Here is a 23,842-nt window from a genome sequence, read left to right on the forward strand (position 1 = left end):
CCTTCCATCATCCCCACAGCACATCCTGCCCTTCGTACGCAGTGGCGGGCACGGGTTCGGAGTGGGACGCCGGTCCCTCACTCGGGGGGTCCTGCGCGCGCGTTCGGCGGTACCCGTCCCACCACCAGCGCGTCACCAAGACCGCGGCGACCCCCTCGGAACGGGCCAGCTGGGCGATGGCGAGCCCGGGGACCTCGGGATAGCAGCCCCATTCCCGTTCGCTCGTCATCACCACGTCCAGATCGAAGGCGGCCAACAGCCCGAGGCATTTGGCGCGGGCGTTGTCGTCCACTCCTGCGAACGCCTCATCGAGAGTCACCAAGCGCGGAGCGTGGGGGTTGCCTGCGCTCGCGTAGTGCGAGGAGGCGGCTGCGAAGAGCGGAATCGACATGGACAGCACGCGTTCGCCTCCGGAGGCGGGCCCGGAAGCGCTCTTCCACCCGCCGTGGCCTCGCCGCTCGACGGCGAACTCGTGCCAGGCCCGGTAGTCCAACGCCTCGGTCAGGTGCTCCATCCACGTCCCGCCGGCCTGGTCCCGCGAACGCACACGCTCGATCTGCTCTTGGAGGAAGGCGCCCATGGCCTCCCGGTCCTCCTGCGACCAGGCCGCGCTGTCCTGGTAGAGGCGCGACCGCGCCGCCTCCAACCCGGGCGGGGCGCTCTTCCGGGACGGCCGCCAGACCAGGCGCAGCCGCATCCCGGTGCTCGTCGGCCGCTGCTCCAGCTCGGTGTTCATGGCCGCCACCTGGCGGTCCGCGGCCACGATGAGCTCCTGGAGGGTTCCGGCGATCTCGGTGATCAGATGGTTCTCCAGGATCTCCCGCTCGCGTGCCGAGAGGATGCGCCTGCGCTCGTCGATCTCCCGCTCGAGCACGTCCACCAGCTCCGGTACGAGGCGCTCACGCCCTTGGAACACCACGTGCACGACCACCCCGTCGTCCCCGGACTGGGCGGTGGCCTGATGCCCCCGCGCGGACAGCGCATCCCTGAGCGCGGTGACCTCGGCGGACAACCGCCGTTGGACGCGCTCCCAGGCGTTCTGCGAGGCGTCGGTTCCGGACAGCTCTGCATCGACCTCGCGGGCGAGCCTGACGGCAGGGCTCGGCGCCCACTCCTCGTCAACGGAGGGGACGACCAGGTCGGGGAGGGCGACGCTGATGAGGCCCGTGCCCGCGAAACGGCGCAGCGCGGCCACGGCTTCGGCGCGTTCCTGCGCTGCTCGGTCGATCTCCTCCCCGAGGTGCTCGATGCGGGCCTGAGCGATCCCCCGCTCCTCCCGCGCTTCGCTCCCACGTCTGCGTGCGTCGTCCTGGTTCCTCTGGCAGGCCCGCTGGGCCGCCTGGTTGGCGGAGATCCTTCGGTGCAGGTCTTCGACCGCCTCTCCGACAGTGCTCTGCAGAACCCGGAAGTTCTCTTCGGCCGCCGCCGCCTCGTCCGCCGCTTCCAGCGCGCGCTCGGCAAGGGCGGTCGAGTGCTCTCGGTGGCGTTGGGCCTCCTCGTCCCGTTCCCGTACCGCGTACTCGGCGTCCATGCGCTCCTTAGCGGCGGGCCACAGGGCCGCGAGACCGAGGCGGTACTCCACGAGTGCATGCCTCAGACCAGTGACGGCGTCCGGTGGGATCGAGAGCTCCTCTGACTCCAGCCACAGTTCCGTGGCGGCCTCCTCGGCCTCCCGCGCGCGCTCGGCGGCCCGGCCCGCCATGGCCTCACGGTGGCGCCCCGCCTCCTGGAACTGCTTCTCGGCTGCCAGAAGCGAAGCCTGTGCGGCCCGCAGCCGCTCGTCACCCGGATAGGCCGCCCGTTCCCGGGAGAGGACCCTGCGGCGCTCCGACTCCCTACGCTCATCCGCTTCGAGCGTGTCCACGTGTGCCGTGACATCGGCCAGCTCGCGCTCCAGCTCCACGATACGGGCCCTTCGGGCGGCCTCCCGTGCACCCTCCCCCACGTACTCCGCATGCTCCTTGGCCCAACGGCCGGACAGTACCCCGGTCCGGAAGGCGCCCTGTACGTCCACACACGTGGCGGAGGACTCGGCGCCCTCCTGCTCCTCCTCCAGCGACCCCAGTCCCACCGAGGCGAGGAGCCGGTCGACCGCTTCCTCGGTCACCTCCGCGGCCTGCGGATCGTCGCGGTCGATGGCGGGACGGAGGATCTCGCGGAGCGAGGGGCCGGGCACTGGGCCCCCGGCCGCAAGGGCGGTGTCGCCGGTCGGGGGCACCCGGCCATCTTGGGACGCCACCCAGGCGTCCAGCAGTCCCGCCGCTTCCAGCGCGGCCTCCAGGCCGGCTCGCTGCTCTGGGGCGACTCCGTCTCGGAAGTCCACCAGCTTCCACAGGGGCGCACCCGGCCTCCCCTCCCGCACGTGCAGGTCGCGGGTGTGCGGGGCAGGCGGCACGGACTGGCCCCCTTGCCGCAGCCCCTCGAGCTCTGCGTCCAGTTCTCCGGAACGCCGCCGCGCCTCGTCGAGCGCGAAGCCCAGCCGAGCGATCGAGTCGGCCAGCCCGTGGTCGGCGCTCTGCGCCGCCTCCTCAGCCGCGTCCCGGGCGGGGTCCGGTCCCTCTTGCAGCTCCATCCAGTCCTGGAGGAGGTCGAGTGCCCCTTCCGGATCGGCCAAGCGCAATTCGGTGCACGACCGGAGGTAGTCGCGGACTTCGGACAGCAGCGCATGCTTCTCGTGGTCCAGTGCCTGCTGTGCCACCGTCCGCTCTCGTTCACGCTCGGCCGTGCTTTCCTCGGCCTCCGTGAGCCGCTCCTCGGCCTGCCGACGCCGAGCCGCAGAAGCCTCCGCTTCGCGGACGAGGTCATCGACACGGGCCAATGCGCGCTCACGGCGGTCGGTGAGTTCTGTGGCCTCGCGGCGTGCCGCCGACATCGCTCCCGTCTCCGAGGCCTCTTCATCGTCCTGGCGGTCGAGGTGCTCTTCGACCCTCGCGTGTTCGGCTGCGATACCGGCGGCCGCCGCCTGGGTACGGGCTTCCTCTACCGCAATGCTGAGAGCCCGCTCGGCCGCCTCTTCGCGTTCACGCGCCGCCCCCACCCGCTTCTCGGCATCGGCCACGACCTTGTTCGCGTGCTCGGCGTCCCGACGGGCGGCCTCCTTCTGCTTACCGACTCGCGTGGCTTCGGCGCCGGCCCGTTCGAGTTCCCTGGCACTGCGCATCTCCGGGGCTTCGCGCAGTGCCCGCTCTTCAGCGCCCAGCCGCACACCCTCTACGCGCAGCTCCTCCAATTCGCCGTCTGCCGCCTCGACCGCCCGATGCGCCTCCGCATGGCGGCCTTCGGCATCACGCCGCTCATCGCGCAGCGTCTCGTATTTCGAGTTCCTGTCCCTTGGCGGTGCCGCCTTACGCGCTGCGGCCACGCGGGCGTACGTCCGATAGTGGTCGAGGAAGCGCGTCGCCGCCCTCTGCGCGTCGACCATGGCGGCGAGTTCCTCGCGGTCCTCGTCCAAGCTGCGGAAGGCGTCGGCCGCGTCGGCCAGGACCGTCTGGTCGATCGGCGGCAGGGCCTCGGTAAGCGCGTTCGACAGCGCCTTCTCATCGGGCCGCTTCGAGAGCTGGGGCTGTCGTAGCTGAATGAGCAGTTCGACAAGTGCCCGATAGCGCTCCTCCCCGAGTCCGAACAGTTCTTCGTCGACGGCCCTTCGATAGTCCCGGCTCCTGTCGTACAGCCGACCGTGATCCCCCACCGCCTCGTCGAGACGCTCCCGGGTCAGTGCCGTGCCCGTGGCATCGGCCAGGCCGAGCTCCTCACCGATCCGCTGTCGTGTGACGAAGTACCAGTGCCGCGCGATCCCTCTGCCGTCGACCGCCTTAAGCCCGCATCCAAGGGTCCGGAACTCGGTGCCCCCGTCCTCGGACAGGCGGCCGAACTCGACCCACGTGTAGCCGAGGCGCTCTGAATGACCGTGCTCCCCTCCGAGGAGCAGATTCCATTCCATGCGCTTCTTAGGGTCGCCGTCGGGCTCGACCCGGCGCGCCGCCAAGTCACCGTCCAACAAGAACGGCAGCGAGAGCGCCAGCACCTTCGACTTGCCCGTCCCGTTGTTCCCCCGCAGGAGCAGACGGCCGTCGCGGAACCAGAACTCTTCGGTGTCGTAGTAGAACATGTCGACGATGCCGATGCGCATCGGCTGCCACCGGGTCCGCGTCGGCTCTGGGAGGCGGGGGTCTGCCTCGGTCATGCTCCGGACTCTCTTTCGGCGGGCGGTTCGGTGTCGAGCGGGTGGTCGCCGGACGGGTCGCCGATCACGGGGGAGGCGACCGCATAGCGGGCGAGCGCGGGAAGGGGAAGGACCCGCCGGTCCCCGGCCGCCGGGCCGGATTCCACGCGCACGAGCCCGAGGGCCCTGAGTTTGGTCAGGGCCCTTTCCACGAGCTCCTTCTCCGCACCTGGCTCCTTCGCCGTCTTCGCCCAGTAGCTCCCGTACTCCCGGGCGAAGGAGCGCACCTGGGCCGCGAGGTCCTCGACCGTCACGGGTCGCGGAGAAAGCGTGGACAGGTGCTGAGCGAGCAGTAGGGTGACGTGGCCGTGGGTCCCCTTCTCCGGCATCCTCACGTCGGTCAGGTCGTCCTCGGGGTCGACCATCGCGATGCCTTCTGCGCGTACTTCGGCCACCAGCCCGGTGAGTTCGCTGATCCGCGACGTGATGGCGGCCCTCTGGCTGCTCAGATAGTTGCGCTCCTCCTCACTGAGCGACGTGAAGTACAGGACGGGGTCGTCAAGCAGGCGACGGGTGAGCCGGTGGCGGATCTCCTTGTTCCGGAGCTCCTCGCTCTCCATGCCCGACGTGAGCGGGTCCGCTGCCAGCTCCGCCAGGCGCTCCTCGAACGTCCGAGCCGTGACCATGGACGGTCCGACCCTGCCGACGAGCAGGCCTGCCAGGACGCGCCGCCGCACGTCGTACAGCACGTCCCCGGTGGAGCGGACGTAGTCCTCCTCATCACCGGCGACCTTGGCCAGTACCCCCATCGCCACCAGCAGGCGCACGACCGCGACGAGGTCGGCCCGCTCCCCGCGCTCTTCCAGGGTGAAGACGACCCCGGCGCCGGAGATCGCGTCATCGGCGGCCTCCAGCACCACCTGTTCGGCGAGTCGGCCGAGGGCGATCTGCGCTTCGGAGCGCTCCAGCACGGCAAGTCCCAGGCAGAGCAGGACGTATCGGCGGCGGGTCAACGGCGATCGGGCACCCGTCGTCTCCCGCGCCGGATGTGTGGCGTCGTCCGGGGCCCCGGGGGACTTGCGCAGCCGAGCAGCTTCGGAGTCCACGTGCAGATGCCATCCGGTGTTCCGGTCGAACCAGGCCTGGAGCTCCCGGGCGTGCTGCCGGACCCGGCCGAAGTCCTCGGCCGTCGGGCCGTGCCCCTGCAGGAGCGGCTCGCGAAGCAGCGCGCGCGCCGCCTTACGCAGGTCGGACCGGCGCTGTTCCCGGGTACGGTCGCCCAGCGACAGCGAATCCCCCATCACTCGGCACGCCCTTCGAGGTCGGTGATCTCCACGATGTGGTCCGGTCCACTGAACACTCCGTCGGGTGTAGTGATCTGCGCAGTCACAGGGTCCGGGGCCGCGCGCAAACGGATCTCCATGCCGCCGTCGCCGCTCGTGGTCACGGACTCCTCGGCGCCGTTCGGCCAGGCGGCGAGAGCGTCCCCGAGCAGTCCTAGGAAGAGGTGGAACACTTCCGGGTCGAGCTCGCCGACATCCGACAGCCGCATGGGCCCTCCCGTGTCCAACCGGGCCCGTGCGGCAGCGGTCTGCTCGGCCTGCCTGCGTGCCTGTTCGGCCAGATGCCTGCGTTCCTCACTCCGGTCGGTGATCCTGCGCGGCTTACCCCTGCGCTCATAGCTTCCGGTCTTGCGGAGTCGCGGACTGATCCTGATCGGCGGCGCCTGGACCCACGGAGTACTCGGCGCGACAGGCTCCTCATCACGAGCGTCCACCGTCCCCGGGTCCACCGTGAGGTGGCGTGCGGGGTAGAGCCCGAACGCGGTTCGCCACAGCATGTGCCTGGCGTCATCGTCGGGGGCCTCGGCGAACCAGCGCGCGAGGGCACGGAAGTCGGAGGAACGATCGGATCGGCCGGACCGCCGCTCGTTCAGGGCCGACACGACCGCCAGGAGCTGGGGGACGGCACTGCGCGCCGCCGTCCGCAGCAGGCGCGCCTGGGGTTCGTGCTCCGGGGAGCTGAGAAACCATCCACGCAACCCGCCCCAGCGGTGCTCCCGCAGGGCAAGGGCACGCCGCTGGGCTTCCGCCTCGGTGCCGGGGGCGGCGTCGGCGGCATCCCGTTCGGCGGCCAGCAGCATCAGACCGTCGATCCGCCGCCCTCCTCCGGTCGGCGAGTCCTCCAGAGCGAGCAGCAGGCGGGCGATCTCCGCCCCCATGGTCACCAGGTCGCTGATGAAGCGCTGGAGGTAGTCGATCAGGCTTTCCTTGTACGCCAGGAAGGCCTCGACCTCGGCGTCGTGAAGGTCGATCGTGCGCTGGAGTGAGCCCATGAACGCTCTCGCGTTGTCGGCCAGCTCTTCGAAACGTCCTTCGAGGTCACGCATGGCGAGGTGGACGACCGCCGGGTCGGGATCGGACCGGCTGCTCATCTCCAGCAGTTCGCGGAGCTGGCCGATGATGTCGACAAGGGCCTTGGCCTGGAGTTCGCCGCGCCTTCCCAATCCCCGGTCGTAGGCGGCCAGCGCCTTCTCGGCGGCCTCGCCCTCACGAGTGAGCTGGTAGATGTACCGGCGCCGGTAGAAGTCCTCGACCGCGGTGACACGGCCCGTGTCGGGGTCCTGGCGCAGGTTGCCCCAGTCGGCGAGCTTGTCCATGGCCTGTACGACGTCTTCAGGGTCGCTCGGACGCGCCTCCGGGGCGAGGAGCCGTGCGACGTCGTCGGGGCGGAGGTGGACGGTGTAGCGCTCTTTCTCGCGGACGAAGACCCCCATGACCGCGCGGTACAGGCCGCTATTGGGGGTGTTGAGATGAGCGAATGGACGGTAGCGCGCCGACGCCCCGTCAGGGCCCGCCTGGGCCTCCGCTTTGTCTCCGCTGTCTAACATCGCTCCCATTGTCAGCGGCCGGTCGCCTTTGCGCGCCCTGAACGACCGACCCTGGGGCAGCGGAGAAGCAACGCCCATTCCTGTGACGTGGGTGAACGCCGTGGTGGCCGGTCGCGGCCATCGTGGCCGGTTCGGTGATGGTCATCCCTCACAGAGACGGTGTCCGGTCAGCCGTCCTGCTGGACCTCAACGCCGTCGGCACGGAGCACGGTGACGATGCCCATCTACTTCCTCGCTTGGGATCGGCGACCCTGGTGAGGCTTCCCGGGGTGGCCTGCTCGCCACGGTCTCGCCGTGAGTAGGCTCCCCGTGACGGACGGACTCGGGAGGCCGCCCCATGGCCGAGAAGGCACGGGACGCTTCGTCTCTGAGGAACGAGGCGCACGGGAACTCGGGGCCGGTGTTCCAGTTCAGGGACGTCCACGGGTCGCTCACCCTCGTTCAGCGCGGGTCGCGGCTCGCCGTCGGGGCCGTGTTGGGGGTGCTGGGCCTCCTGCTCGTCCATGGGGTCGTGCTCGCCCGCTATGCCGAGTTCTACCGGACGCTCGGCGTCGGGCTCGGGGAGGTGCCGGTCGGGTACGGCGAATTCGTCGCCGCCACGGCCGAGGCCGTCGTCGTCGCGGCCACCGTCGTGGTCGTCCTGGTCGCCGCCTATGCCGCCGGGGCCGCGCTCATCGCCCCGGCGCCCTCACGCGCGCTCGTGGCACCGACAGCGGCCCTCACGACGCTCATCTACCTGGCCGGCATGGTCGCCGTCGTCTACGGAGCCGCCTACGCCGCGCTGCTCACCAGGCTCCCCGAAGGGGCAATCGACCTGGTCGCGACGCTCGCGGCCGCGGTGGTCGGACTGGGGTGGCTCGGCAGTGCGGCCCGGCTCATCAGACGGGACAACGCCTACGCCTACCTGTCCGGGTGCGGGATCGGGGGCGCGGCGGCGTCCGTCGCCGCCGCCCCTGCCGTGGCGCTGCGCGTGTGGCTCCTCCCCCAACCGTGGCCACTGCTGCTGTTCTTCACCGGGGCCGCCGCGGCCTTCGCCGTCCTGCGGCGGTGGGCACGGAGGAGGACGGCCGTGGCGGCCACCGTCCCGGGTGGAGGCGACGGAGGTACCGACGGGGGCGGTGACGAAGACGGGAAGGATGAGGGGGAGGACTCCGCGACGGCCCGGCCGCGTGACCTGCTGATGCGCCTCCTGCACGACCTGGTCCCCTTCTCTGATCCGCGGGATCTGTCGTCGCGTGTCCCCGGCGCCCAGGCGCGCCGGACGGTCGTCGCCCTCCTGGTCGGCGTCGGGCTGCTGGGCCTCCTCGGGCTGGGCGGGTACATCCTGGCGGCCGGGAGCGCCGTCAACGCGGGGCTGGCCGTGCGCGAGTACGGCTACCTGCCGCCGGAGCGGTCCGCCCTGGCCCTGCCCAGGACCATCCGGCCGGTCCAGGTGTCCCCGGTCGGGGCGGGCACCGACCCCGCCGGAATCTGCGCGGCCCCCGAGCGGGCGGCGACGCTGATCGGCCGGGAGGACGGCGCCGCCTGGCTGCTCCTGCGCCCGGTGGAGGACGACACGTTCCCACCCGAGGTGGTGCCGGTGTCCACGGACGACTACGTCGTCCGCCTGCGCCCGGACAGCGGACTCGGCTCCGATCCGTGGACGGAACCGGTCTGCGTTCCGGAGGGGTGAGCGCAGAAGGGGGAGTGGAGCGGGGGGAACGTGCCCGGAGGCCCCGCCGTCGGAGCGGTGTGAACACGGATCGACCCGGTACCGGGGAGCCCGCCGAGCGGCGGCACGCCCGCATTCTCGCCAAGGCCGAGCTGCTGGAGCGGCGCGGGCGGGCGGCGACCGCCGCCCGCAGGCCGCCGACGGCGGAGGCCGCCGTGCGGGCACGCGAGGACGCACTGGGAATCGGGCTTCCCGGGTCCTACCGGTCGTTCATCACCGGTGTGGCCGACGGGCTCGACGCCTTCGGCGTCCGGATCGCCCCGCTGGCCAGGGCGCACCTGTGGGAGGACCTGGAGGATTGGCCCGACCCCGCCTACGCTCGCGGCCCGTTCCCCCTCACCCCTGAGGGAGGTCCCCCGTTCCCTGGAGACGGCGACGGCGCAGGGGCCGCCGACGCCTGGTGGCGGGAGGTCCTCGGCTGGCGCGAGGACGACCGGGGACAGTCCAACATCTTCTTGTTCCCCGGACTGCTGATGCTCGGCGACCTCGGTTGCGGATACGCGATCAACCTCGTGTTCAACGGGGAGGCGCGGGGCCGGGTGGTGTGCACCTGGGCGAACGAAGGGCCACCGGTGTTCGCCCCCGAACCCGATCTGGCGGCCTGGTACGAGTCATGGCTCGACCTGCTGCTGTGCGACGCGGTTCCGCCGGCGCCGTCGGGTCCGCTACTTCGCGTCCGCCGCTTCGTGAAACACCCCGGCACCCCGCTCGACGGTGCCGAGCGCGCCCGGGAGGTCCTGCTCACGGCCGCGCGCGGCGACGGCGAGGGCGACGGCCTCACAGGCGAGGCCGTGGACGGCGTCTTCTCGGCCCTGCGCACCGACACTGACCCGCGGGTGCGCCTCGCCGCGGTGTGCGCCCTGTCCCGGGGCCCCGGCGGCACCGACCGCCTCCGCGCCGCCGTGCCCGGAACCGAGGGCGCCCCCGCCGACCTGGCGCGCGCGCTGCTCGCCGCGACGGCGGGCGGCGACGGGGTCAGTACCGCGCGCCCTCGTCCTCGCCGGGATTCCCGCCGGTCCGTGTCCTGACTTTCTCGAAGAGGCCCTCCAGGCCGGCCAGGAAGGCCTCCAGGGCCAGCTCGAAGCTGTCCTCGTCGATCTCGACGGCGTGCTCGGCCAGCTTGTGGGCCTGGAACAGGTTGGGGTACCGGTCCCGGTAGACCTGGACGTCGTCGTCGAATCCGCGCGCGAAGGAGTTGATCGCGCCGCCCACCACCAGGTACTTCGTCGAGGCGCCGATCATCGTGGCGTGTCTGGGCGGCCACCCGGCCGCCACCAGCCCGCCGTGGATCGCGTCCGCGCGGCGCAGGGCCTCCTCCCGGCGTCCGGGGCCCACGGCGATCACGGGGACCAGGTTGGGGTGGGCCGCCAGGGCCCGGCGGTAGGTGCGGGCCCACACCGTCAGCCCGTGCCGCCAGTCGCCGCCGTCGAAGCCGGACACGTCGACGCCCGCCATGATCCCGTTGGCGATGTCGGCCAGCAGGTCGTCCTTGGTCCGGTAGTGGCTGTACAGGGACGCCGCCTGGACGTCGAGCTCCTGGGCCAGCTTGCGCATGGACAGCCCTTCGAGGCCGTCGCGGTCCACCAGCCCGAGGGCGGCGTCCCGGATGCCCTCTCGGGTCAGCAGCGGGGTCTTCGGGCGGGCCACTCCTCGTCCTCTCGGTCGGTCCCTGCCGGTTCCGTCGTGCGCCGCCTAGGCGCGGCGCGCCGTGTGCGGGTACCGAACGATCCTGCCATGCCCGGCGCGGTCCCGCCCGCCGTGCCCGGCAGGGGCCCAGTGGACGCCTTCCCGGGCGGCCCCTCGGCCGGAGGGCGCGGTACCCCCTTGCGGTGCGGGGAAAGGAGGTCTACGGTCAAGTAACCGAACACTGTTAGGTTCAGAAGGGAGCACGGGGCATGGTGGACTTCGCCCTGACCGACGAGCAGAAGGGCATCCGCGACTGGGTCCGCACCTTCGTCGAGCGCGAGCTCATCCCGCGGGAGAACGAGGTGCTGCGCCGCGAGCGGGCCGGCGCCGCCCCCGGGCTCACCGCCGACGAGGCCGAAGAACTGCGCGCGCTGGCCCGCAAGTCCGACTTCTGGGGCGTGCAGACCCCCGTGGAGTACGGCGGCATGGGCCTGGACGCGGTCAGCGCCGCGCTGATCGAGTCCGAACTCGGCCGCACCTTCCTCACCTTCAAGTTCGGCGGCGAGGCCGACAACATCCTCTTCCACGCCAACCCGCTGCAGCGCGAGCGCTACCTGCTGCCCACCATCGAGGGCGAGCGCAAGTCCTGCTTCGCCATCACCGAGCCCGGCGCCGGGTCGGACGCCAAGGCCATCCGCACCCGGGCGGTGCGCGACGGCGACTCCTGGGTGATCAACGGCGAGAAGACTTTCATCACCGGCGGCGACGAGGCCGACTTCGCGCTCGTGTTCGCGGTGACCGACCCCGAGAAGGGCGCCGACGGCGGCGTCACCTGCTTCATCGTCGACCGCGACATGGGCTGGACCTCCGAGCCGATCGACACCATGGGCGAGCGCCGCCCCGCCTCCCTCGTCTTCGACGACGTGCGCGTCCCGCACACGAACATCCTCGGCGAGGAGGGCAACGGGTTCCGCCTGGCCATGCAGTGGATCGGCAAGGGGCGCTACCTGCTGCCCGCGCGCGCGGTCGGCGCCTGCGAGCGCCTGCTGGAGATGGCGCTGCGCTACGCCAAGGAGCGCTCCACCTTCGGCGCCCCCATCGCCGACCGGCAGGCGATCCAGTGGATGATCGCCGACTCCCAGATGGAGACCGAGGCGCTGCGCCTGCTGGTCCTGCAGGCGGCGTGGCAGGTCGACTCGGGGGCCGACTCCCGGCACGCCCAGTCCATCGCCAAGCTGTACGGCGGCCAGAAGGCCAACGAGATCGTCGACCGGGTCATGCAGATCCACGGCGGCATGGGCTACACGCGCGAGCTGCCCATCGAGCGCTGGTACCGCGACCTGCGGCTGCTGCGGATCTACGAGGGCACCGACGAGATCCAGCGCCGCACCATCGCCCGCGACCTGCTCACAGGACGGGTCAAGGTCGGCTCCTCGCTGGGGTGAGGCGCCCCGCGCACGACGAAGGGGACCCCTCGGGCGAGGGGTCCCCTTCGCGCGCTCGCGGGCTGCTAGGCGACCTCGACCAGGTCGATCACGAAGACCAGCGTCTCGTTCGGCTTGATGACGCCGCCGGCGCCGCGGCTGCCGTAGGCCAGGTGCGGCGGGATGACCAGCTTGCGGCGGCCGCCGACCCGCATGCCCAGCACGCCCTGGTCCCAGCCGGGGATGACCTGCCCGGCGCCGAGGGTGAACCGCAGCGGCTCCCCGCGGTTCCAGGAGGCGTCGAACTCCTCCCCGGTGGAGTGGGAGACGCCCACGTAGTGCATGGCGAGCTTGGAGTTGTGGCCGGCCTGGGCCCCCTCGCCGATGGTGATGTCCTCCACCTTCAGGTCGGCGGGCGGCGGGCCGTCGATGAAGTCGATCTCGGGACGCTCCAGCGCCATGGTTCCTCCCCCTTCGATCCGGGCAACGGCTCCCCAGCGTAACGGCGGTGGGAGGCGCGATGCGCACGCGAGGCCAGGGGCCGGGGACGGATCAGGACGCGTTTGGCCATGCGCCCGTCACCGCCGCGCCAACGGGCCGCCACCCCCGCGACAGGGCCCGGTCCCAGACTCGGCGTGCGGGGAGCGCGGGTCCCCCGGGCCGCCGGGGCGGCGGCCCACGCGCCCCCTCGACGGGAGGCGCATGCGCCGGATCACCGCACTCGTGGTGTCGGGCCTGCTCGTGGCGGGCGTCCTCGCGGCGGTCGTGTGGAACCTCGCCGGGCCCGAACCCCGGCGTGTCACCGGCGTCATCGGCTCGGAGAAGGCCCCCTTCTTCGCCGACCCCGACGTCGTCGCCCGCCTGGCCGACCTCGGCTACGAGGTGGAGGTGCGCACCCGGGGCTCGCGCTCGATCGCCCGGTCCGACCTCGACGGCGCCGACTTCGGGTTCCCCGGCAGCGACCCGTCGGCCGAGGCGTTCCAGCGCGAGCACGGCACCGAGCGCGAGTACCGCCCCTTCTACTCGCCCATGGTGGTGCTCAGCCACCGCCCCGTCGCCGAGGCCCTGCGCGGGGCCGGGGTCGCCTCCGAGGAGGACGACGGCACCTGGACCATCGACATGGCCGCCTTCCTCGACCTCACCGGGGACCGCGCCCGGTGGCGCGACCTGCCCGGCGGCGGCTACGGGGGCGCCGGGCGCAGCGAGGTGCTGATCCGCACCACCGACCCCCGCACCTCCAATTCCGCCGCCATGTACCTGGCCGTCGTCGCCTACCTCCTCAACGGGGAACAGGTGCCGCAGGAGCCGCTCGACGGCGGGGACGCCGAGCGCATCGCGCGCCTCTACCTCGCCCAGGGCGCCCCGCCGGAGAGCTCCAAGCAGCCCTTCGACCAGTACGCCGCCCTGGGGGCGGGCCACACCCCGCTGCTGTGGGCCTACGAGGCCCAGTACGCCGGGACCCGGGGGTCGGGCACCGGCCTTCCCGACGGGGCGGTCGTCATGTACCCCGCTCCCACCACCGTCTCCAACCACACCCTGCTGCCGCTGACCGACGCCGGGGACGCGGTGGGGCGCCTGCTCACCGAGGACCCCGAGCTGCAGCGGCTCGCCGCCGAGCACGGCTTCCGCACCGCCGACGCCGACCTGTTCGCCGCCGCGGCCGAGGAGGCCGACCGCCCCGTGCGCGCGCAGGTCGCCGACGTGGTCAACGCACCCGCCTACGAGGTGGTCGAGGGCATGCTCAGCGGCTTGGAGGACGCCTACGCCGACGGCGGCATGCCCGCACCCGCGGAGGAGGCGTCGGACACCGGCGGCACCGATGGCGGCGACCCTGATGCCGACGACGCCGATGGCGGCAATCCGCGCGACGGGGCCGCCCCCGTCCGCCCGCCGGGCGCGCCCCCGTCGCGCCCCGCCCAGACCACGGAGAGTGCATGAACGAGGACGGCACCGCACCCCTCACCCCGCCCGAGCCACCGGTGCTCACCCCGCCCGAACCCGTCGAGCCGGTGCGCCCCGAACGCGCCGGGGCGCTGGTCCCCGTCGACGACGCCAAGCGGGCCGAGCTGCGCGAACGCGCCGAGGCCTACGTGAGCGGCCTGTCCGGGCTCGACCCCCGCTCCCCCGAGTTCGCCTCCCGCACGGCCGACATCACCGCCATCGGCGAGGAGGAGCTGCGCTCGTCGGCGCAGGCCGCCAACCGCATGTTGAAGCGCTCGGTGACCGCCCTGGCCGACGCCAAAGGCGAGGGCGCCGACGCGCAGAAGCGGGTCGGCCGCGGCCTGCTGGAGCTGCGCCGGACCGTGGAGGACCTCGACCCCAAGGACGCCGCCCGGCCCACCGGCCGGAGGCTGCTGTCGTTCCTGCCGTTCGGCTCCCCGGTGCGCGACTTCGTCAACAAGTACAAGAGCGCCGACGCGCACATCAACCGCATCGTGGTGGCCTTGCGGTCGGGCCAGGACGAGCTGCGCAGGGACAACGCCGCGCTGCAGAACGAGCGGCAGCGCCTCTGGGAGACGATGGGCCGCCTGCAGGAGTACGCGGTGCTGGCCGAGGCCCTGGACGAGGCGGCGTCCGCGCGCATCGACGAGGCCGCGGCGGCCGACCCCGACGCCGCCTCCCGGCTCCGCTCCGACGTGCTGTTCCCCATCCGGCAGCGCCACCAGGACCTGCTCACCCAGCTCGCCGTGTGCGTGCAGGGGTACCTCGCGCTGGACACGGTCCGGCGCGGCAACGACGAGCTCATCAAGGGCGTGGACCGGGCGGCGAACACCACCGTCTCGGCTCTGCGGGTGGCCGTCACGGCGGCGCAGGCGCTCTCGGCGCAGAAGCGGGTCGTCGAGCAGGTGGACGCGCTGCGCGGCACCACCGAGGACATCATCGCCGCGAACGCCGAGATGCTGTCCGCGCAAAGCCAGGACATCCAGCGCATCGCCGCCGACCCCGCCGTGGGGGTGGAGACGCTGCGCTCGTCGTTCCGCAGCATCTACGCCTCCATCGACAGCATCGACAGGTTCAAGGAGCAGGCGGTGGAGAACATGGCCGCCACCGTGGACGCCCTGCGCGGGGAGCTGGAGCACGCCTCCGGGTACATCGAGCGGTCGCGCTCGCGCGACGGGGGTGAGGGCTGATGGCCGGGGCGGGGCGCCCGGGGCCCGGCTCCTCCTCCGCCGCGGCCGCGACGGCCGCCGCCGTGCTGGTCGCGGCCGCCGGGTGCTGGTGGGGTGAGGGGGGTTCGGGCGGCGGAGGCACGAGCGGCCCCGGCGAGCTGCGGGTGCTCGCCGGGAGCGAGCTGGCCGACATGGAGCCGCTGTTGGAGCGGGCCGCCGAGGAGACCGGGGTGACCGTGCGCATGGAGTACACCGGCACCCTGGACGGGGTGGAGCAGGTGGTCGGCGGCCGGGCGGAGGACCGGTACGACGCGGTCTGGTTCTCCTCCAACCGCTACCTGAACCTGTACCCGGAGGGGCGCGGCGCGCTCCGCCAGGAGACGCCGGTCATGGCCTCGCCGGTGGTGCTCGGCGTGGGCGAGGACAAGGCCGGGGAACTGGGCTGGGAGGTCGCCGACGGCGCCGTCACGGGCGTGTCCTGGTCCGGCATCGCCGAGGCCGTGGACGAGGGGGACCTCGACTACGCCATGACCGGCCCCGCCGCCTCCAACTCCGGGTTCTCCGCCCTGGTCGGGGTGGCGGCGGCGCTCGCCGACACCGGCGCGGCGCTGGAGCCCTCCGACATCGACGGCGTGACCGGGGAGCTGCGCGGGTTCTTCGCCGGGCAGACCCTCACCGCCGGGTCGTCCGGGTGGCTGGCCGAGGAGTACGCGGACCGGGTGCGCGACCCGGGCGGCCGGCCCGCCCCGGACGCGATGATCAACTACGAGTCGGTGCTGATGTCGCTCGAGGGCGACGGGATCCCCGGCGGCCTGTTGCCGGTCCACCCCACCGACGGCGCGGTCACCGCCGACTACCCGCTGTCCCTGCTGGAGTCGGCCTCCGACGGGGCGGCCGCGGACTACGACGCCCTGGTGGAGCACCTGCTGTCGCCGGAGGTGCAGCGGGAGATCGCGGCCGACACCCGCCGCAGGCCCATGGAGCCGGAGGCCCTGCCGGAGGACGCGCGCGGCGCGTTCCCCGCGCTTCCGGAGCTGCCCTTCCCCGCCACCGCCGAATCCGCCGACGCGCTGATCGCCGCCTACTACGACCGCATCCGCAAGCCCGCCCGCACCGTGTACGTGCTGGACGTGTCCTCGTCGATGGCCGGGGAGCGCATCGAGGGACTGCGGTCGGCCGTGCACACCCTGGCCGGCGGCGACGCCGGTTCGATCGCCGGTCGCTTCCAGCGGTTCTACGGCCGGGAGCGGGTGACGGTGCTGCCGTTCTCCTCGTCGGTCCACGGCCCGGAGTCGTTCGAGGTCCCGGAGGAGGAGCCGGACGCGATGCTCGCCTCGATCCGCGACCACGTCGACGGCCTGCGCCCCGAGGGCGGGACGGCCGGGTACGACGCCCTCGCCGACGCCTACGCCCTGCTGGAGGAAGAGGACACCGAGGACGTGTTCACGTCGGTCGTGCTGATGACCGACGGCGAGATCAACGCGGGCCGGACCTACGACGACTTCGCCGCCGACCACGCCGGCCTGCCCGACCGGCTGCGGGCGGTCCCGGTGTTCCCGGTGGTGTTCGGCGAGTCCGACCCCGAGGAGATGGAGGATCTGGCCTCCCTCACCGGCGGGCGGGCCTTCGACGCCCAGGGAGACGACGAGGCCTCCCTTGACGAGGCCTTCCGGGAGATCCGTGGGTACCAGTGACGGGGGCGGTGCCGGGAGGGGCGCCGCGGATGCCGCGGGGGGCGGCGACCGCCCGCCGGGCCGTGTGATGGCCTACCTGGCGTCGACGCGGAACCTGGTCGGCGCGGGGGCCGGGCTCGTCGGCGTGGCGCTGGCCTTCACCGGGGTGCTCGGACCGCTGTGGCCGCTCGCGGTGGTGGCGCTGTACGCGGCGGGAGCGCTGGCCGCGCCGCCGGAGCGGGTGCGCCTGGCCGCCGACGCCGTCGGCCGGACGCCCCGGGAGTTGCGCCGGGACCTGGAGCGGCTGGCGCAGACGGTGGAGCGGAACCGGTCACGCCTGCCCGGCGACGCGGCCGAGGCCTTCGAGCGCCTGAGCGGGAGGCTCGCGGACCTGCTGGAGCTCGGCTCCGACCTGGAGGCCGACCCGGAGACCGCCTACGAGCTGGAGCGGGTGGTGCGCACGGACCTGCCCGAGGCGGTGGAGGCGTACCTGAACCTGCCGTGGTGGTTCGACGCGGGCCGCAGGGCGGGCGGAGGCGGCAGCGCCGCCGAGGAGCTGCGCGCCCAGTTGGCTCTGCTGGAGGCGTCCGTCGGGACCGCGGCCGAACGCCTGCTGGACGCTCACAGCCGCCGCCAGCGCGACCACACCACCTACCTGCGCGAACGGGAACGGTCGACCTCCCCGGCCCCGAAAGGACCCCCGGGTGCCGGACCCTCCGCACCTCATCCCGAGACACCGACGGACGACGCGCCCCTTCAGGGCCCAGAGCCGACGGGTTGAGGGGGCAAGGAGTCGTGCCCCCAGGTGCCGAGTCACCGCCGTCACGACGAAGGAGGCGGCCCGACCGGTAGTGCCGCCGGGCCAGGGGGCGTCGGCCTCAGCGGGTACCGCCGGCCTCTAGGCGCGAGATGATCGCCCCGATCCGCTCCCGTGCCTGTGCCCGGGTCACCTCTTCGACATACGGCTCCCCCTTGGTCGCGCCCCAGGGGACGAGGACGTCGAAGTCGAGGTCGCGCATCAGCGCGAGGCTCTCCACATAGCGGGCGCGTTGGCCGGGGTCGAGCACGACCGCGGACCACTCACCGCGATCGACCCAGACCGAGTCGCCCGTGAAGAGGAACCGGTGGGCGCCGTTGTCCCAGAGGAAGGCGGTCGACCCGGGCGTGTGGCCGGGGGTCGGGATCACCTCGAGGTCGTCGTCGATCATGTGGCGCCCGGTGAACGTCCCGGCGACGGGCAGGGTCCCGGCCACCTGGCCGCGGTCGCGCTCGTGCACGTAGACGGGGACATCGAGGTCCGGGCGGCCGTACATCTCCTCGTGCCCGTGGTTGACCAGGAGGCGGGTCGCCCCGCCGAGCGCCCGCACCCCCTCCGCGGCGGACGTGATGCCGGGCGCGTTGTAGACGATGGCGTTCCCGTGCTCCCGTTCCAGCAGGAAGGCGCGCACCTGGACGTGGGCCAGGAACGGCAGCTGCGCCGGAGGCGTCGCGTGCAGGCCCTTGATCGGCTCCTCCAGTGTGTCGTTCGACGGCATCGGCGTTCTCCTTCCGCTCGGGAGGTGGCCGTCCCGCTGTGGTGAGCCGGGCACCCGTATCCACCGTGCGCCGCTCCCCTCGTGCACGGGCTCGGGTTCCCCGTGTTCCCCACGCCCCCGCAGGACGGTACATCCACCATTGGCGATTTCATCCTGTGCAATCACCCTAGCCGCGCGACTGCACACCATGCAATCGCTATCCTCGGGGCATGCCACGCTGGGAACCGGGCGCCGCCGAGCGCCTGCAGGCCTCGGCCTTCGACCTGTTCGAGGAGAAGGGCTTCGAGCGCACGACGGTCGCCGAGATCGCGCGCGGGGCGGGGCTCACCCCGCGGACGTTCTTCAACCACTTCACCGACAAGCGCGAGGTCCTGTTCGGCCTGGCCACCCGGCACCGGCAGGAGATCATCCGCCGCATCGCCGCCGGTCCGGACCCGCACCGCCCCCTCGACGCCGTCGTGCACGCCCTCAAAGGGGCGGCGGACACGCTGTTCGAGCACCGCCGTACCGCGGTGCTCCGGCGGGAGGGGATCGTCGGAGCCAGTCCGGAGCTGCGCGAACGCGAGCTCGACAAGCAGGCCGCGCTCACCGGCGCCATCGCCGGGGCGCTTCAGGACCGGGGGCTGGACCCCGAGGCCGCCCGCTTCGCCGCCGGCGCCGGGATGCTCGTGCAGCGGGCGGCGGTCGAGAAGTGGACCCGTCCGCAGGAGGGCCGGTCCCTCGGTGAGCTCCTCGACGCATCGCTGGACGCGCTGCGCGCGACCCTGGAGCGCTGAGGGAGGCGGCCGCCGGGCGTCCGGGTCAGAACCCCACGGTCGCCGCCACCAGGTGGCCGCTGCCCTGGACCCGGACCGCGCCGCTGCTCGCGGGGACGAACACCGACTCGCCCCGCTCCAGCTTCGTCTGGGCCCCGCACTCCGCGCGGAGCTCCGCCCCTCCGTCCAGGGCGAGCACGATCGACGGCGACCCGCCGGGCACCGTGGTGCCGATCGCCCCCGGCCCCAGCACGGTCAGGGAGAACTCGTCGACGCCCGGGCGGTACTCGCTGCGCCCCTCGACCGCCACCGGCCGGGTGTAGGGGATCGGCAGCACCGAGAAGTCCACCACCGCCAGCAGTTCCGGCACGTCGACGTGCTTGGCGGTGAGCCCGGCCCGCAGCACGTTGTCGGAGCTGGCCATGATCTCCACGGCGGTGCCGCGCAGGTAGGCGTGGACGTTCCCGGCGGGCAGGAAGAGCGCCTCCCCCGGGCGCAGGGTGATCCGGTTGAGCAGCAGCGCCGCCACCGCGCCCGGGTCGCCCGGGTAGCGGCGCACCAGGTCGAGCACGGTGGCGTGGTGCGTGCCGCCGCCGCGGTGGGTCCACTCCTCCACGAACTCGGCCAGGCCCTGGTCGAGGTCGCGGCTGTCCAGGGTGAGGATGCGCGTCATCGCGGTGCGCAGGGCGATGTGCGGGTCGGGGGCGGCGAGGTCGGCGCGCAGGCGCCGGGCCAGCTCACAGCGGATGCCCGCGAGGTCGCCGAGGGCCGCCACGGGGTCGCGGAACCCGCACAGCGCCTCGAACGGCTCCAGGGCGAGGACCAGCTCGGGCTTGTGGAAGGGGTCGCGGTAGTTGCGGTCGGCGGCGTCCACGGGGATGCCCTCGGACTCCTCGGCGGCGAACCCCGCCCGCGCCCGGGACTCGTCCGGGTGGGCCTGGAGGGACAGGGGCGAGTCGGCCGCCAGCACCTTGAGGAGGAAGGGCAGGCGCTCGCCGAAACGCGCGACGGTCTCCTCGCCGAGGACCTCTTTGGGGGATTCGGCGATGAACGCGTCGAAGGTGCGTTCACCGCCGCCGGTGAGCAGGGTGCTGGGGGCGGCCGGGTGGGCGCCCATCCACAGCTCGGCTTGGGGGCTGCCGTCGGGCTCGGCGCCGAGCAGCCGGGGTATGGCCTCTTCCGCTCCCCAGGCATAGGGGCGTACCTGGTTGATCAGCCTGTGCATCCGCGCTGCTTCTTCCCGTTCCCGTCGCTTCGCTGCCGCCGTCGGACCCGCCGCGGAACCCCCGCCCTGCCGGGAGGGGGAATCCGGTGCCAGTCTCGCGGAGGCGGCCCGGCCTGTCTGCACGACAGGCTCTACCTGTGCCGGTGGTGCTGGCCCCACCCATCAGGCGGACACGAAGTTACCGATTGGTTTACCTTCCGCGTCGCCCGATGTCCACCCCCGGCCTCGCCGCCGACCGCGCCCCGGCCGCACCGCCGGATGGGCCCCTGCCTCGCAGGACCCGACGGTCCCCGGGCGATGACCGTCGGCGACGGCCGAACGGGGGTGCACGGCGCCCGGCGCGCCGGACACCGGGGCTTCGGCCGCCCCGGCGCCGACGGCTGAGACGCTTCACGGCCGCGGAGGGCTCCGTCGGCCGCACCGCTCGCCACCACCTGGGCCCGCACAGGGGCGCACCCCGCCCCGGGAGAGCCGGGCGCAGCCGCCCTCCCCCGACCTCCCTCGACCAGGAATTCCAGCTCGGCGCGTGCACCATGGCGCGGAGCCCCCGGCCCCGGGGCCGTCGGTGGGGAGCGGCCATCGCCGGGCTCCGGTCACGGCGGGGCACCGCGGCCGGAAACACCCGGGTCACATTTCCTTACGCCGGTGGTCACACGCCCTCACAATTGGTATTACCATTGGCCGACGACGCGATCCGGGTCACACCCGGACGTGCCGCGCACCCCTCTTCCGTCCGGAGGAACCTGTGGAAACGACCGCTCCCACCCTCGGCACCGCGCCGCTGCTGCTCATCGCGGCCGCCGCCATCGCCGTCCTGCTCTTCCTGGTGATCAAGGTCCGGCTGCACGCCTTCGTGTCGCTGTCCCTGGTCAGCCTCCTCGTGGCGCTGGCCACCCGCATCCCGCTCGCCGACATCGTGCCGACCATGCTCGACGGCCTCGGCGGCACCCTGGCCAGCGTCGCCATGCTCGTCGGCCTCGGCGTGATGATCGGCCGGATGCTGGAGGTCACCGGCGGCGCCGCCGTCCTGGCCCAGGCCCTGATCCGGCTGTTCGGCGAGAAGCGCGCCCCGCTCGCCCTGGGCGTGGCCTCGCTGCTGTTCGGCTTCCCGATCTTCTTCGACGCCGGGCTGATCGTCATGCTGCCGATCGTCTTCAGCGTCGCCCGCCGCCTCGGCGGCTCCGTGCTGCTCTACGCCCTGCCCACCGCCGGGGCGTTCGCCGTCATGCACGCCTTCGTGCCCCCGCACCCGGGCCCCGTCACCGCCGCCGACCTGCTCGGCGCCCACATGGGCACCACCCTGCTTGTGGGCACCGTGCTCGCGGTGCCGACCTGGTACATCGGCAGCTACCTGTACTCCCTCTACGCCGGGCGCCGCTTCGAGCTGCCGGTCCCCGCCGACGTCACCACCGACGCCGACACCGCCGACACCGCCGGGGGCGGCGACGCGGGGTACGCCAAGCACGACCGCCCGCCGCATGTGGGCACCGTGCTCGGCATCCTGCTGCTGCCGATGGTGCTGATCTTCTTCAACACCGGCGTGGAGACCCTGGCCACCGCCGGGACCGTGAACGGGGACGCGACCTGGGCCAGGGCCATGGTCCTGGTCGGCCAGACCCCGGTGGCGCTGCTGATCACCGCCATCGTGGCGATGTTCGTCCTGGGGCGCGGCCGCTACCCGCGCGACCGGGTGGAGCAGATCGTCAACGGTGCCCTGGGCCCCGTGTGCTCGATCATCCTGATCACCGGCGCCGGCGGCATGTTCGGCGGCGTCCTGCGCGCCAGCGGCATCGGCGAGGCGCTCGCCTCCAGCCTGGAGTCGACCGGGCTGCCGGTGATCGTCGCGGCGTTCGTGGTGGCCACCGCGCTGCGCGTGGCCCAGGGCTCGGCGACCGTCGCGCTCACCACCACCGCCGCCCTGGTGGCGCCGGCGGTGGAGGCGTCCCCGGGGCTGAGCACGATCGACCTGTCGCTGATCGTCATCGCCATCGCCTGCGGCTCCACCGTGCTCTCCCACGTCAACGACTCCGGGTTCTGGCTGGTGGGCCGGTTCCTGGGGATGGACGTGGCGACCACGCTGCGCACCTGGACCGTGATGGAGACCCTGATCGGCCTGGTGGGCTTCGCCTTCGCCCTGGTCCTCAGCCTGCTGCTGTAGGGCCGCCCGTCCCCTGGGCCCCGGGGTCCGTCCCTCCGGGGCCCAGGACGTCTCCGCCGCCCTCCCCCGCGCCGCCCCCGAGGGCCTCGACCACCTCGTCGACGATCGCGCGCATGGCCGCCTCGGCGACCTGGGGCAGGCCCCCGTCGATCGCCGAGGCCACGTGCCGGTGCAGGCACAGCGCCTCGGGGCGGGGGGTGGGCGGCATCAGGCTGTGCTCGGTGCGCCCGGCCAGCACCTCGGCCACCACCCCGGACAGCCCGGCGAACATCTCGTTGCCGGACAGCTCCAGGATCCGGCGGTGGAAGGCGGTGTCGAGCTCCAGGAAGGCCTCCAGGTCGCCGCGGCGGCCGGTGTCGGCCATCCGCCGCTCCAGGTCCACCAGGGCGGCCCGCTCCTCGGAGGTGGCGAGCCGGGCGGCGGCGGCCGCGGCGGGGGGTTCGACGGCGGCGCGCAGCCCGTTCAGCGAGCGGAGCTGCTCCAGGCGGCCGGGCCCGGCCAGCCGCCAGCGGATGAGCTGGGGGTCGAAGACGCTCCATTCGGCGCGCGGGCGCACCCGCACGCCGGTCCGGGGGCGGCTGACCACCAGGCGCATCGACTCCAGAACCCGCACCGCCTCGCGGGCCACGGTGCGCGAGACGCCGAACTCGCGGACCAGCCCGTCCAGGGTGAACACGTGGTCGGGGCCGTAGCGGCCGGCCGCGATCGCCGGGCCCAGCTCCGCGAGCACGCGGTTGTGCAGGGTGCGGTGGTCGGACTCGCGGCTCATCGGGCTCCTCGGCTCGGTGGGCCCGCCCTGTGCGGGCCGGGGGCCGGGGCGAGTCGCGCACGGCACCGCCCCATTGATAACACTATTGAAGCGGGGCGTTCGGGATCCCGCGACCGAACGGGCGTCCGAACGCCGCCTCACGGGGAGGGACAGTACATGCACTTCGTCTTCATGGGCGTGTCGGGGAGCGGCAAGAGCACCGTCGCGCTGCGCGCGGCAGAGCGGCTCGGGCTGCCCTTCGCCGAGGCCGACGCGTTCCATCCCGAGGCGAACATCGCGAAGATGTCGCGGGGCGTGGCCCTCACCGACGACGACCGGCTCCCCTGGCTGCGGTCGCTGGCCGCGTGGATCGGCGAGCGCGAGGCGCAGGGCGCGAGCAGCATGATGGCGTGCTCGGCGCTCAAGCGCTCCTACCGGGACGTCCTGCGCACGGGCGCCCCGGACGTGCGCTTCGTGCACCTGGACGGCCCCGTCGAGCTGATCCGCGCGCGCCTGTCCGAGCGGGCGGGCCACTTCATGCCGACGGGCCTGCTCGACTCCCAGCAGGCCACCCTGGAGCCGCTGGGGCCGGACGAGAAGGGGGCGGTGCTCGGCATCGCCCCGCCGCCCGAGGAGATCGTGGAGGCGGCGGTCGCCGCGGTCCGCGCGGCCCTGGCGGAGAACGGGGAGTCCGCGGCGCACGGCGCCGGGTGAGGACCGATACCCGAGGTCCGGCCCTTCGTTCGCCCGAAGGAAACGCCCCTCACACCCCTAGGGCGTGTTTCTTGGATCTTGAGTCTCGGGTCTGTGGCTCACAACCCCGGT

General features: G+C 73.1%; 18 protein-coding genes. 10 read left to right on the forward strand and 8 right to left on the reverse strand.

Going from position 1 to position 23,842, the window contains the following annotated elements:
- Positions 1 to 7: 7 nt before the first annotated feature.
- Genes O4U47_RS19170 through O4U47_RS19180 form a run of 3 tightly spaced genes read right to left on the reverse strand, consistent with a single transcriptional unit; the run spans position 8 to position 7,052 of the window.
- On the reverse strand, positions 8 to 4,183 hold the full coding sequence (locus O4U47_RS19170) for a TIGR02680 family protein (RefSeq protein ID WP_270679276.1): 4,176 nt from the start codon (positions 4,181 to 4,183) through the stop codon (positions 8 to 10).
- Positions 4,180 to 5,463, reverse strand: coding sequence for a TIGR02678 family protein (locus O4U47_RS19175; RefSeq protein ID WP_270679277.1), 1,284 nt, complete (start codon positions 5,461 to 5,463; stop codon positions 4,180 to 4,182). The genes O4U47_RS19170 and O4U47_RS19175 overlap by 4 nt, the downstream gene beginning before the upstream one ends.
- The gene (locus tag O4U47_RS19180; protein ID WP_270679278.1) at positions 5,463 to 7,052 is read right to left on the reverse strand and encodes a TIGR02677 family protein; all 1,590 of its coding nucleotides are present in this window, start codon (positions 7,050 to 7,052) and stop codon (positions 5,463 to 5,465) included. Before O4U47_RS19180 ends, O4U47_RS19175 begins: the two co-directional genes overlap by 1 nt.
- Positions 7,053 to 7,389: 337 nt before the next feature.
- On the opposite strand from O4U47_RS19180, the gene O4U47_RS19185 reads away from it, so the two are divergent.
- Positions 7,390 to 8,724: a hypothetical protein gene (locus tag O4U47_RS19185; RefSeq protein WP_270679279.1), complete on the forward strand. Its 1,335-nt coding sequence runs from the start codon at positions 7,390 to 7,392 to the stop codon at positions 8,722 to 8,724.
- Positions 8,725 to 8,783: 59 nt separating this feature from the next.
- Positions 8,784 to 9,791 (forward strand): hypothetical protein, encoded by a 1,008-nt coding sequence (locus O4U47_RS19190; RefSeq protein ID WP_270679280.1) that lies wholly within the window; start codon positions 8,784 to 8,786, stop codon positions 9,789 to 9,791.
- Here the strand turns inward: O4U47_RS19190 and O4U47_RS19195 are convergent.
- Positions 9,739 to 10,410, reverse strand: coding sequence for a TetR/AcrR family transcriptional regulator (locus tag O4U47_RS19195; RefSeq protein WP_270679281.1), 672 nt, complete (start codon positions 10,408 to 10,410; stop codon positions 9,739 to 9,741). The two genes, O4U47_RS19190 and O4U47_RS19195, sit on opposite strands and share 53 nt — an antisense overlap.
- Positions 10,411 to 10,658: 248 nt before the next feature.
- Between O4U47_RS19195 and O4U47_RS19200 the strand changes: the two genes are divergently transcribed.
- On the forward strand, positions 10,659 to 11,834 hold the full coding sequence (locus O4U47_RS19200; protein WP_270679282.1) for an acyl-CoA dehydrogenase family protein: 1,176 nt from the start codon (positions 10,659 to 10,661) through the stop codon (positions 11,832 to 11,834).
- Positions 11,835 to 11,899: 65 nt separating this feature from the next.
- On the opposite strand, the gene O4U47_RS19205 is transcribed toward O4U47_RS19200, so the two are convergent.
- Positions 11,900 to 12,274, reverse strand: coding sequence for an FKBP-type peptidyl-prolyl cis-trans isomerase (locus O4U47_RS19205; protein WP_270679283.1), 375 nt, complete (start codon positions 12,272 to 12,274; stop codon positions 11,900 to 11,902).
- Positions 12,275 to 12,515: 241 nt separating this feature from the next.
- Here O4U47_RS19205 and O4U47_RS19210 point away from each other — a divergent pair, with 241 nt between their 5' ends.
- Genes O4U47_RS19210 through O4U47_RS19225 form a run of 4 tightly spaced genes read left to right on the forward strand, consistent with a single transcriptional unit; the run spans position 12,516 to position 17,377 of the window.
- The gene (locus O4U47_RS19210) at positions 12,516 to 13,751 is read left to right on the forward strand and encodes a hypothetical protein (RefSeq protein WP_270679284.1); all 1,236 of its coding nucleotides are present in this window, start codon (positions 12,516 to 12,518) and stop codon (positions 13,749 to 13,751) included.
- A complete protein-coding gene (locus O4U47_RS19215; RefSeq protein ID WP_270679285.1) occupies positions 13,748 to 14,944 on the forward strand; it encodes a toxic anion resistance protein in 1,197 nt (398 codons plus the stop codon). The genes O4U47_RS19210 and O4U47_RS19215 overlap by 4 nt, the downstream gene beginning before the upstream one ends.
- On the forward strand, positions 14,944 to 16,617 hold the full coding sequence (locus O4U47_RS19220; protein WP_270679286.1) for a substrate-binding domain-containing protein: 1,674 nt from the start codon (positions 14,944 to 14,946) through the stop codon (positions 16,615 to 16,617). The genes O4U47_RS19215 and O4U47_RS19220 overlap by 1 nt, the downstream gene beginning before the upstream one ends.
- Positions 16,604 to 17,377 (forward strand): hypothetical protein, encoded by a 774-nt coding sequence (locus tag O4U47_RS19225; RefSeq protein ID WP_270679287.1) that lies wholly within the window; start codon positions 16,604 to 16,606, stop codon positions 17,375 to 17,377. Before O4U47_RS19220 ends, O4U47_RS19225 begins: the two co-directional genes overlap by 14 nt.
- Positions 17,378 to 17,474: 97 nt before the next feature.
- Here the strand turns inward: O4U47_RS19225 and O4U47_RS19230 are convergent, their stop codons facing one another.
- Positions 17,475 to 18,131 carry an MBL fold metallo-hydrolase gene (locus O4U47_RS19230; protein ID WP_270679288.1) on the reverse strand — a complete coding sequence of 219 codons (657 nt, stop codon included), beginning with the start codon at positions 18,129 to 18,131 and terminating at the stop codon, positions 17,475 to 17,477.
- 209 nt (positions 18,132 to 18,340) lie between these two features.
- On the opposite strand from O4U47_RS19230, the gene O4U47_RS19235 reads away from it, so the two are divergent.
- A complete protein-coding gene (locus O4U47_RS19235) occupies positions 18,341 to 18,907 on the forward strand; it encodes a TetR/AcrR family transcriptional regulator (protein ID WP_270679289.1) in 567 nt (188 codons plus the stop codon).
- Between the two features lie 25 nt (positions 18,908 to 18,932).
- Here O4U47_RS19235 and manA read toward each other — a convergent pair whose 3' ends face one another.
- A complete protein-coding gene (gene manA / locus O4U47_RS19240) occupies positions 18,933 to 20,111 on the reverse strand; it encodes a mannose-6-phosphate isomerase, class I (RefSeq protein WP_270679290.1) in 1,179 nt (392 codons plus the stop codon).
- A gap of 745 nt (positions 20,112 to 20,856) precedes the next feature.
- Here manA and O4U47_RS19245 point away from each other — a divergent pair.
- The gene (locus O4U47_RS19245; RefSeq protein WP_270679291.1) at positions 20,857 to 22,269 is read left to right on the forward strand and encodes a GntP family permease; all 1,413 of its coding nucleotides are present in this window, start codon (positions 20,857 to 20,859) and stop codon (positions 22,267 to 22,269) included.
- On the opposite strand, the gene O4U47_RS19250 is transcribed toward O4U47_RS19245, so the two are convergent.
- Entirely contained in the window at positions 22,253 to 23,038 is a 786-nt protein-coding gene (locus O4U47_RS19250) for a FadR/GntR family transcriptional regulator (RefSeq protein WP_270679292.1), read from the reverse strand. The genes O4U47_RS19245 and O4U47_RS19250 overlap by 17 nt on opposite strands.
- A 156-nt stretch (positions 23,039 to 23,194) precedes the next feature.
- Here O4U47_RS19250 and O4U47_RS19255 point away from each other — a divergent pair, with 156 nt between their 5' ends.
- Complete coding sequence (locus O4U47_RS19255; RefSeq protein ID WP_270679293.1) at positions 23,195 to 23,731, forward strand: gluconokinase; 537 nt, start codon at positions 23,195 to 23,197, stop codon at positions 23,729 to 23,731.
- Positions 23,732 to 23,842 lie beyond the last annotated feature (111 nt).

It is taken from the genome of Nocardiopsis suaedae (assembly GCF_027706745.1).
In the GTDB taxonomy this organism is placed as follows: domain Bacteria; phylum Actinomycetota; class Actinomycetes; order Streptosporangiales; family Streptosporangiaceae; genus Nocardiopsis_A; species Nocardiopsis_A suaedae.

Excerpts from the sequence above, each read along its gene's own strand:
- O4U47_RS19170 (WP_270679276.1), bottom strand. The coding sequence starts at position 4,183 with ATGACCGAGGCAGACCCCCGCCTCCCAGAGCCGACGCGGACCCGGTGG.
- O4U47_RS19175 (WP_270679277.1), bottom strand. The coding sequence starts at position 5,463 with ATGGGGGATTCGCTGTCGCTGGGCGACCGTACCCGGGAACAGCGCCGG.
- O4U47_RS19180 (WP_270679278.1), bottom strand. The coding sequence starts at position 7,052 with ATGTTAGACAGCGGAGACAAAGCGGAGGCCCAGGCGGGCCCTGACGGG.
- O4U47_RS19185 (WP_270679279.1), top strand. The coding sequence starts at position 7,390 with ATGGCCGAGAAGGCACGGGACGCTTCGTCTCTGAGGAACGAGGCGCAC.
- O4U47_RS19200 (WP_270679282.1), top strand. The coding sequence starts at position 10,659 with ATGGTGGACTTCGCCCTGACCGACGAGCAGAAGGGCATCCGCGACTGG.
- O4U47_RS19205 (WP_270679283.1), bottom strand. The coding sequence starts at position 12,274 with ATGGCGCTGGAGCGTCCCGAGATCGACTTCATCGACGGCCCGCCGCCC.
- O4U47_RS19210 (WP_270679284.1), top strand. The coding sequence starts at position 12,516 with ATGCGCCGGATCACCGCACTCGTGGTGTCGGGCCTGCTCGTGGCGGGC.
- O4U47_RS19215 (WP_270679285.1), top strand. The coding sequence starts at position 13,748 with ATGAACGAGGACGGCACCGCACCCCTCACCCCGCCCGAGCCACCGGTG.
- O4U47_RS19220 (WP_270679286.1), top strand. The coding sequence starts at position 14,944 with ATGGCCGGGGCGGGGCGCCCGGGGCCCGGCTCCTCCTCCGCCGCGGCC.
- O4U47_RS19230 (WP_270679288.1), bottom strand. The coding sequence starts at position 18,131 with ATGCCGTCGAACGACACACTGGAGGAGCCGATCAAGGGCCTGCACGCG.
- O4U47_RS19235 (WP_270679289.1), top strand. The coding sequence starts at position 18,341 with ATGCCACGCTGGGAACCGGGCGCCGCCGAGCGCCTGCAGGCCTCGGCC.
- manA (WP_270679290.1), bottom strand. The coding sequence starts at position 20,111 with ATGCACAGGCTGATCAACCAGGTACGCCCCTATGCCTGGGGAGCGGAA.
- O4U47_RS19250 (WP_270679292.1), bottom strand. The coding sequence starts at position 23,038 with ATGAGCCGCGAGTCCGACCACCGCACCCTGCACAACCGCGTGCTCGCG.
- O4U47_RS19255 (WP_270679293.1), top strand. The coding sequence starts at position 23,195 with ATGCACTTCGTCTTCATGGGCGTGTCGGGGAGCGGCAAGAGCACCGTC.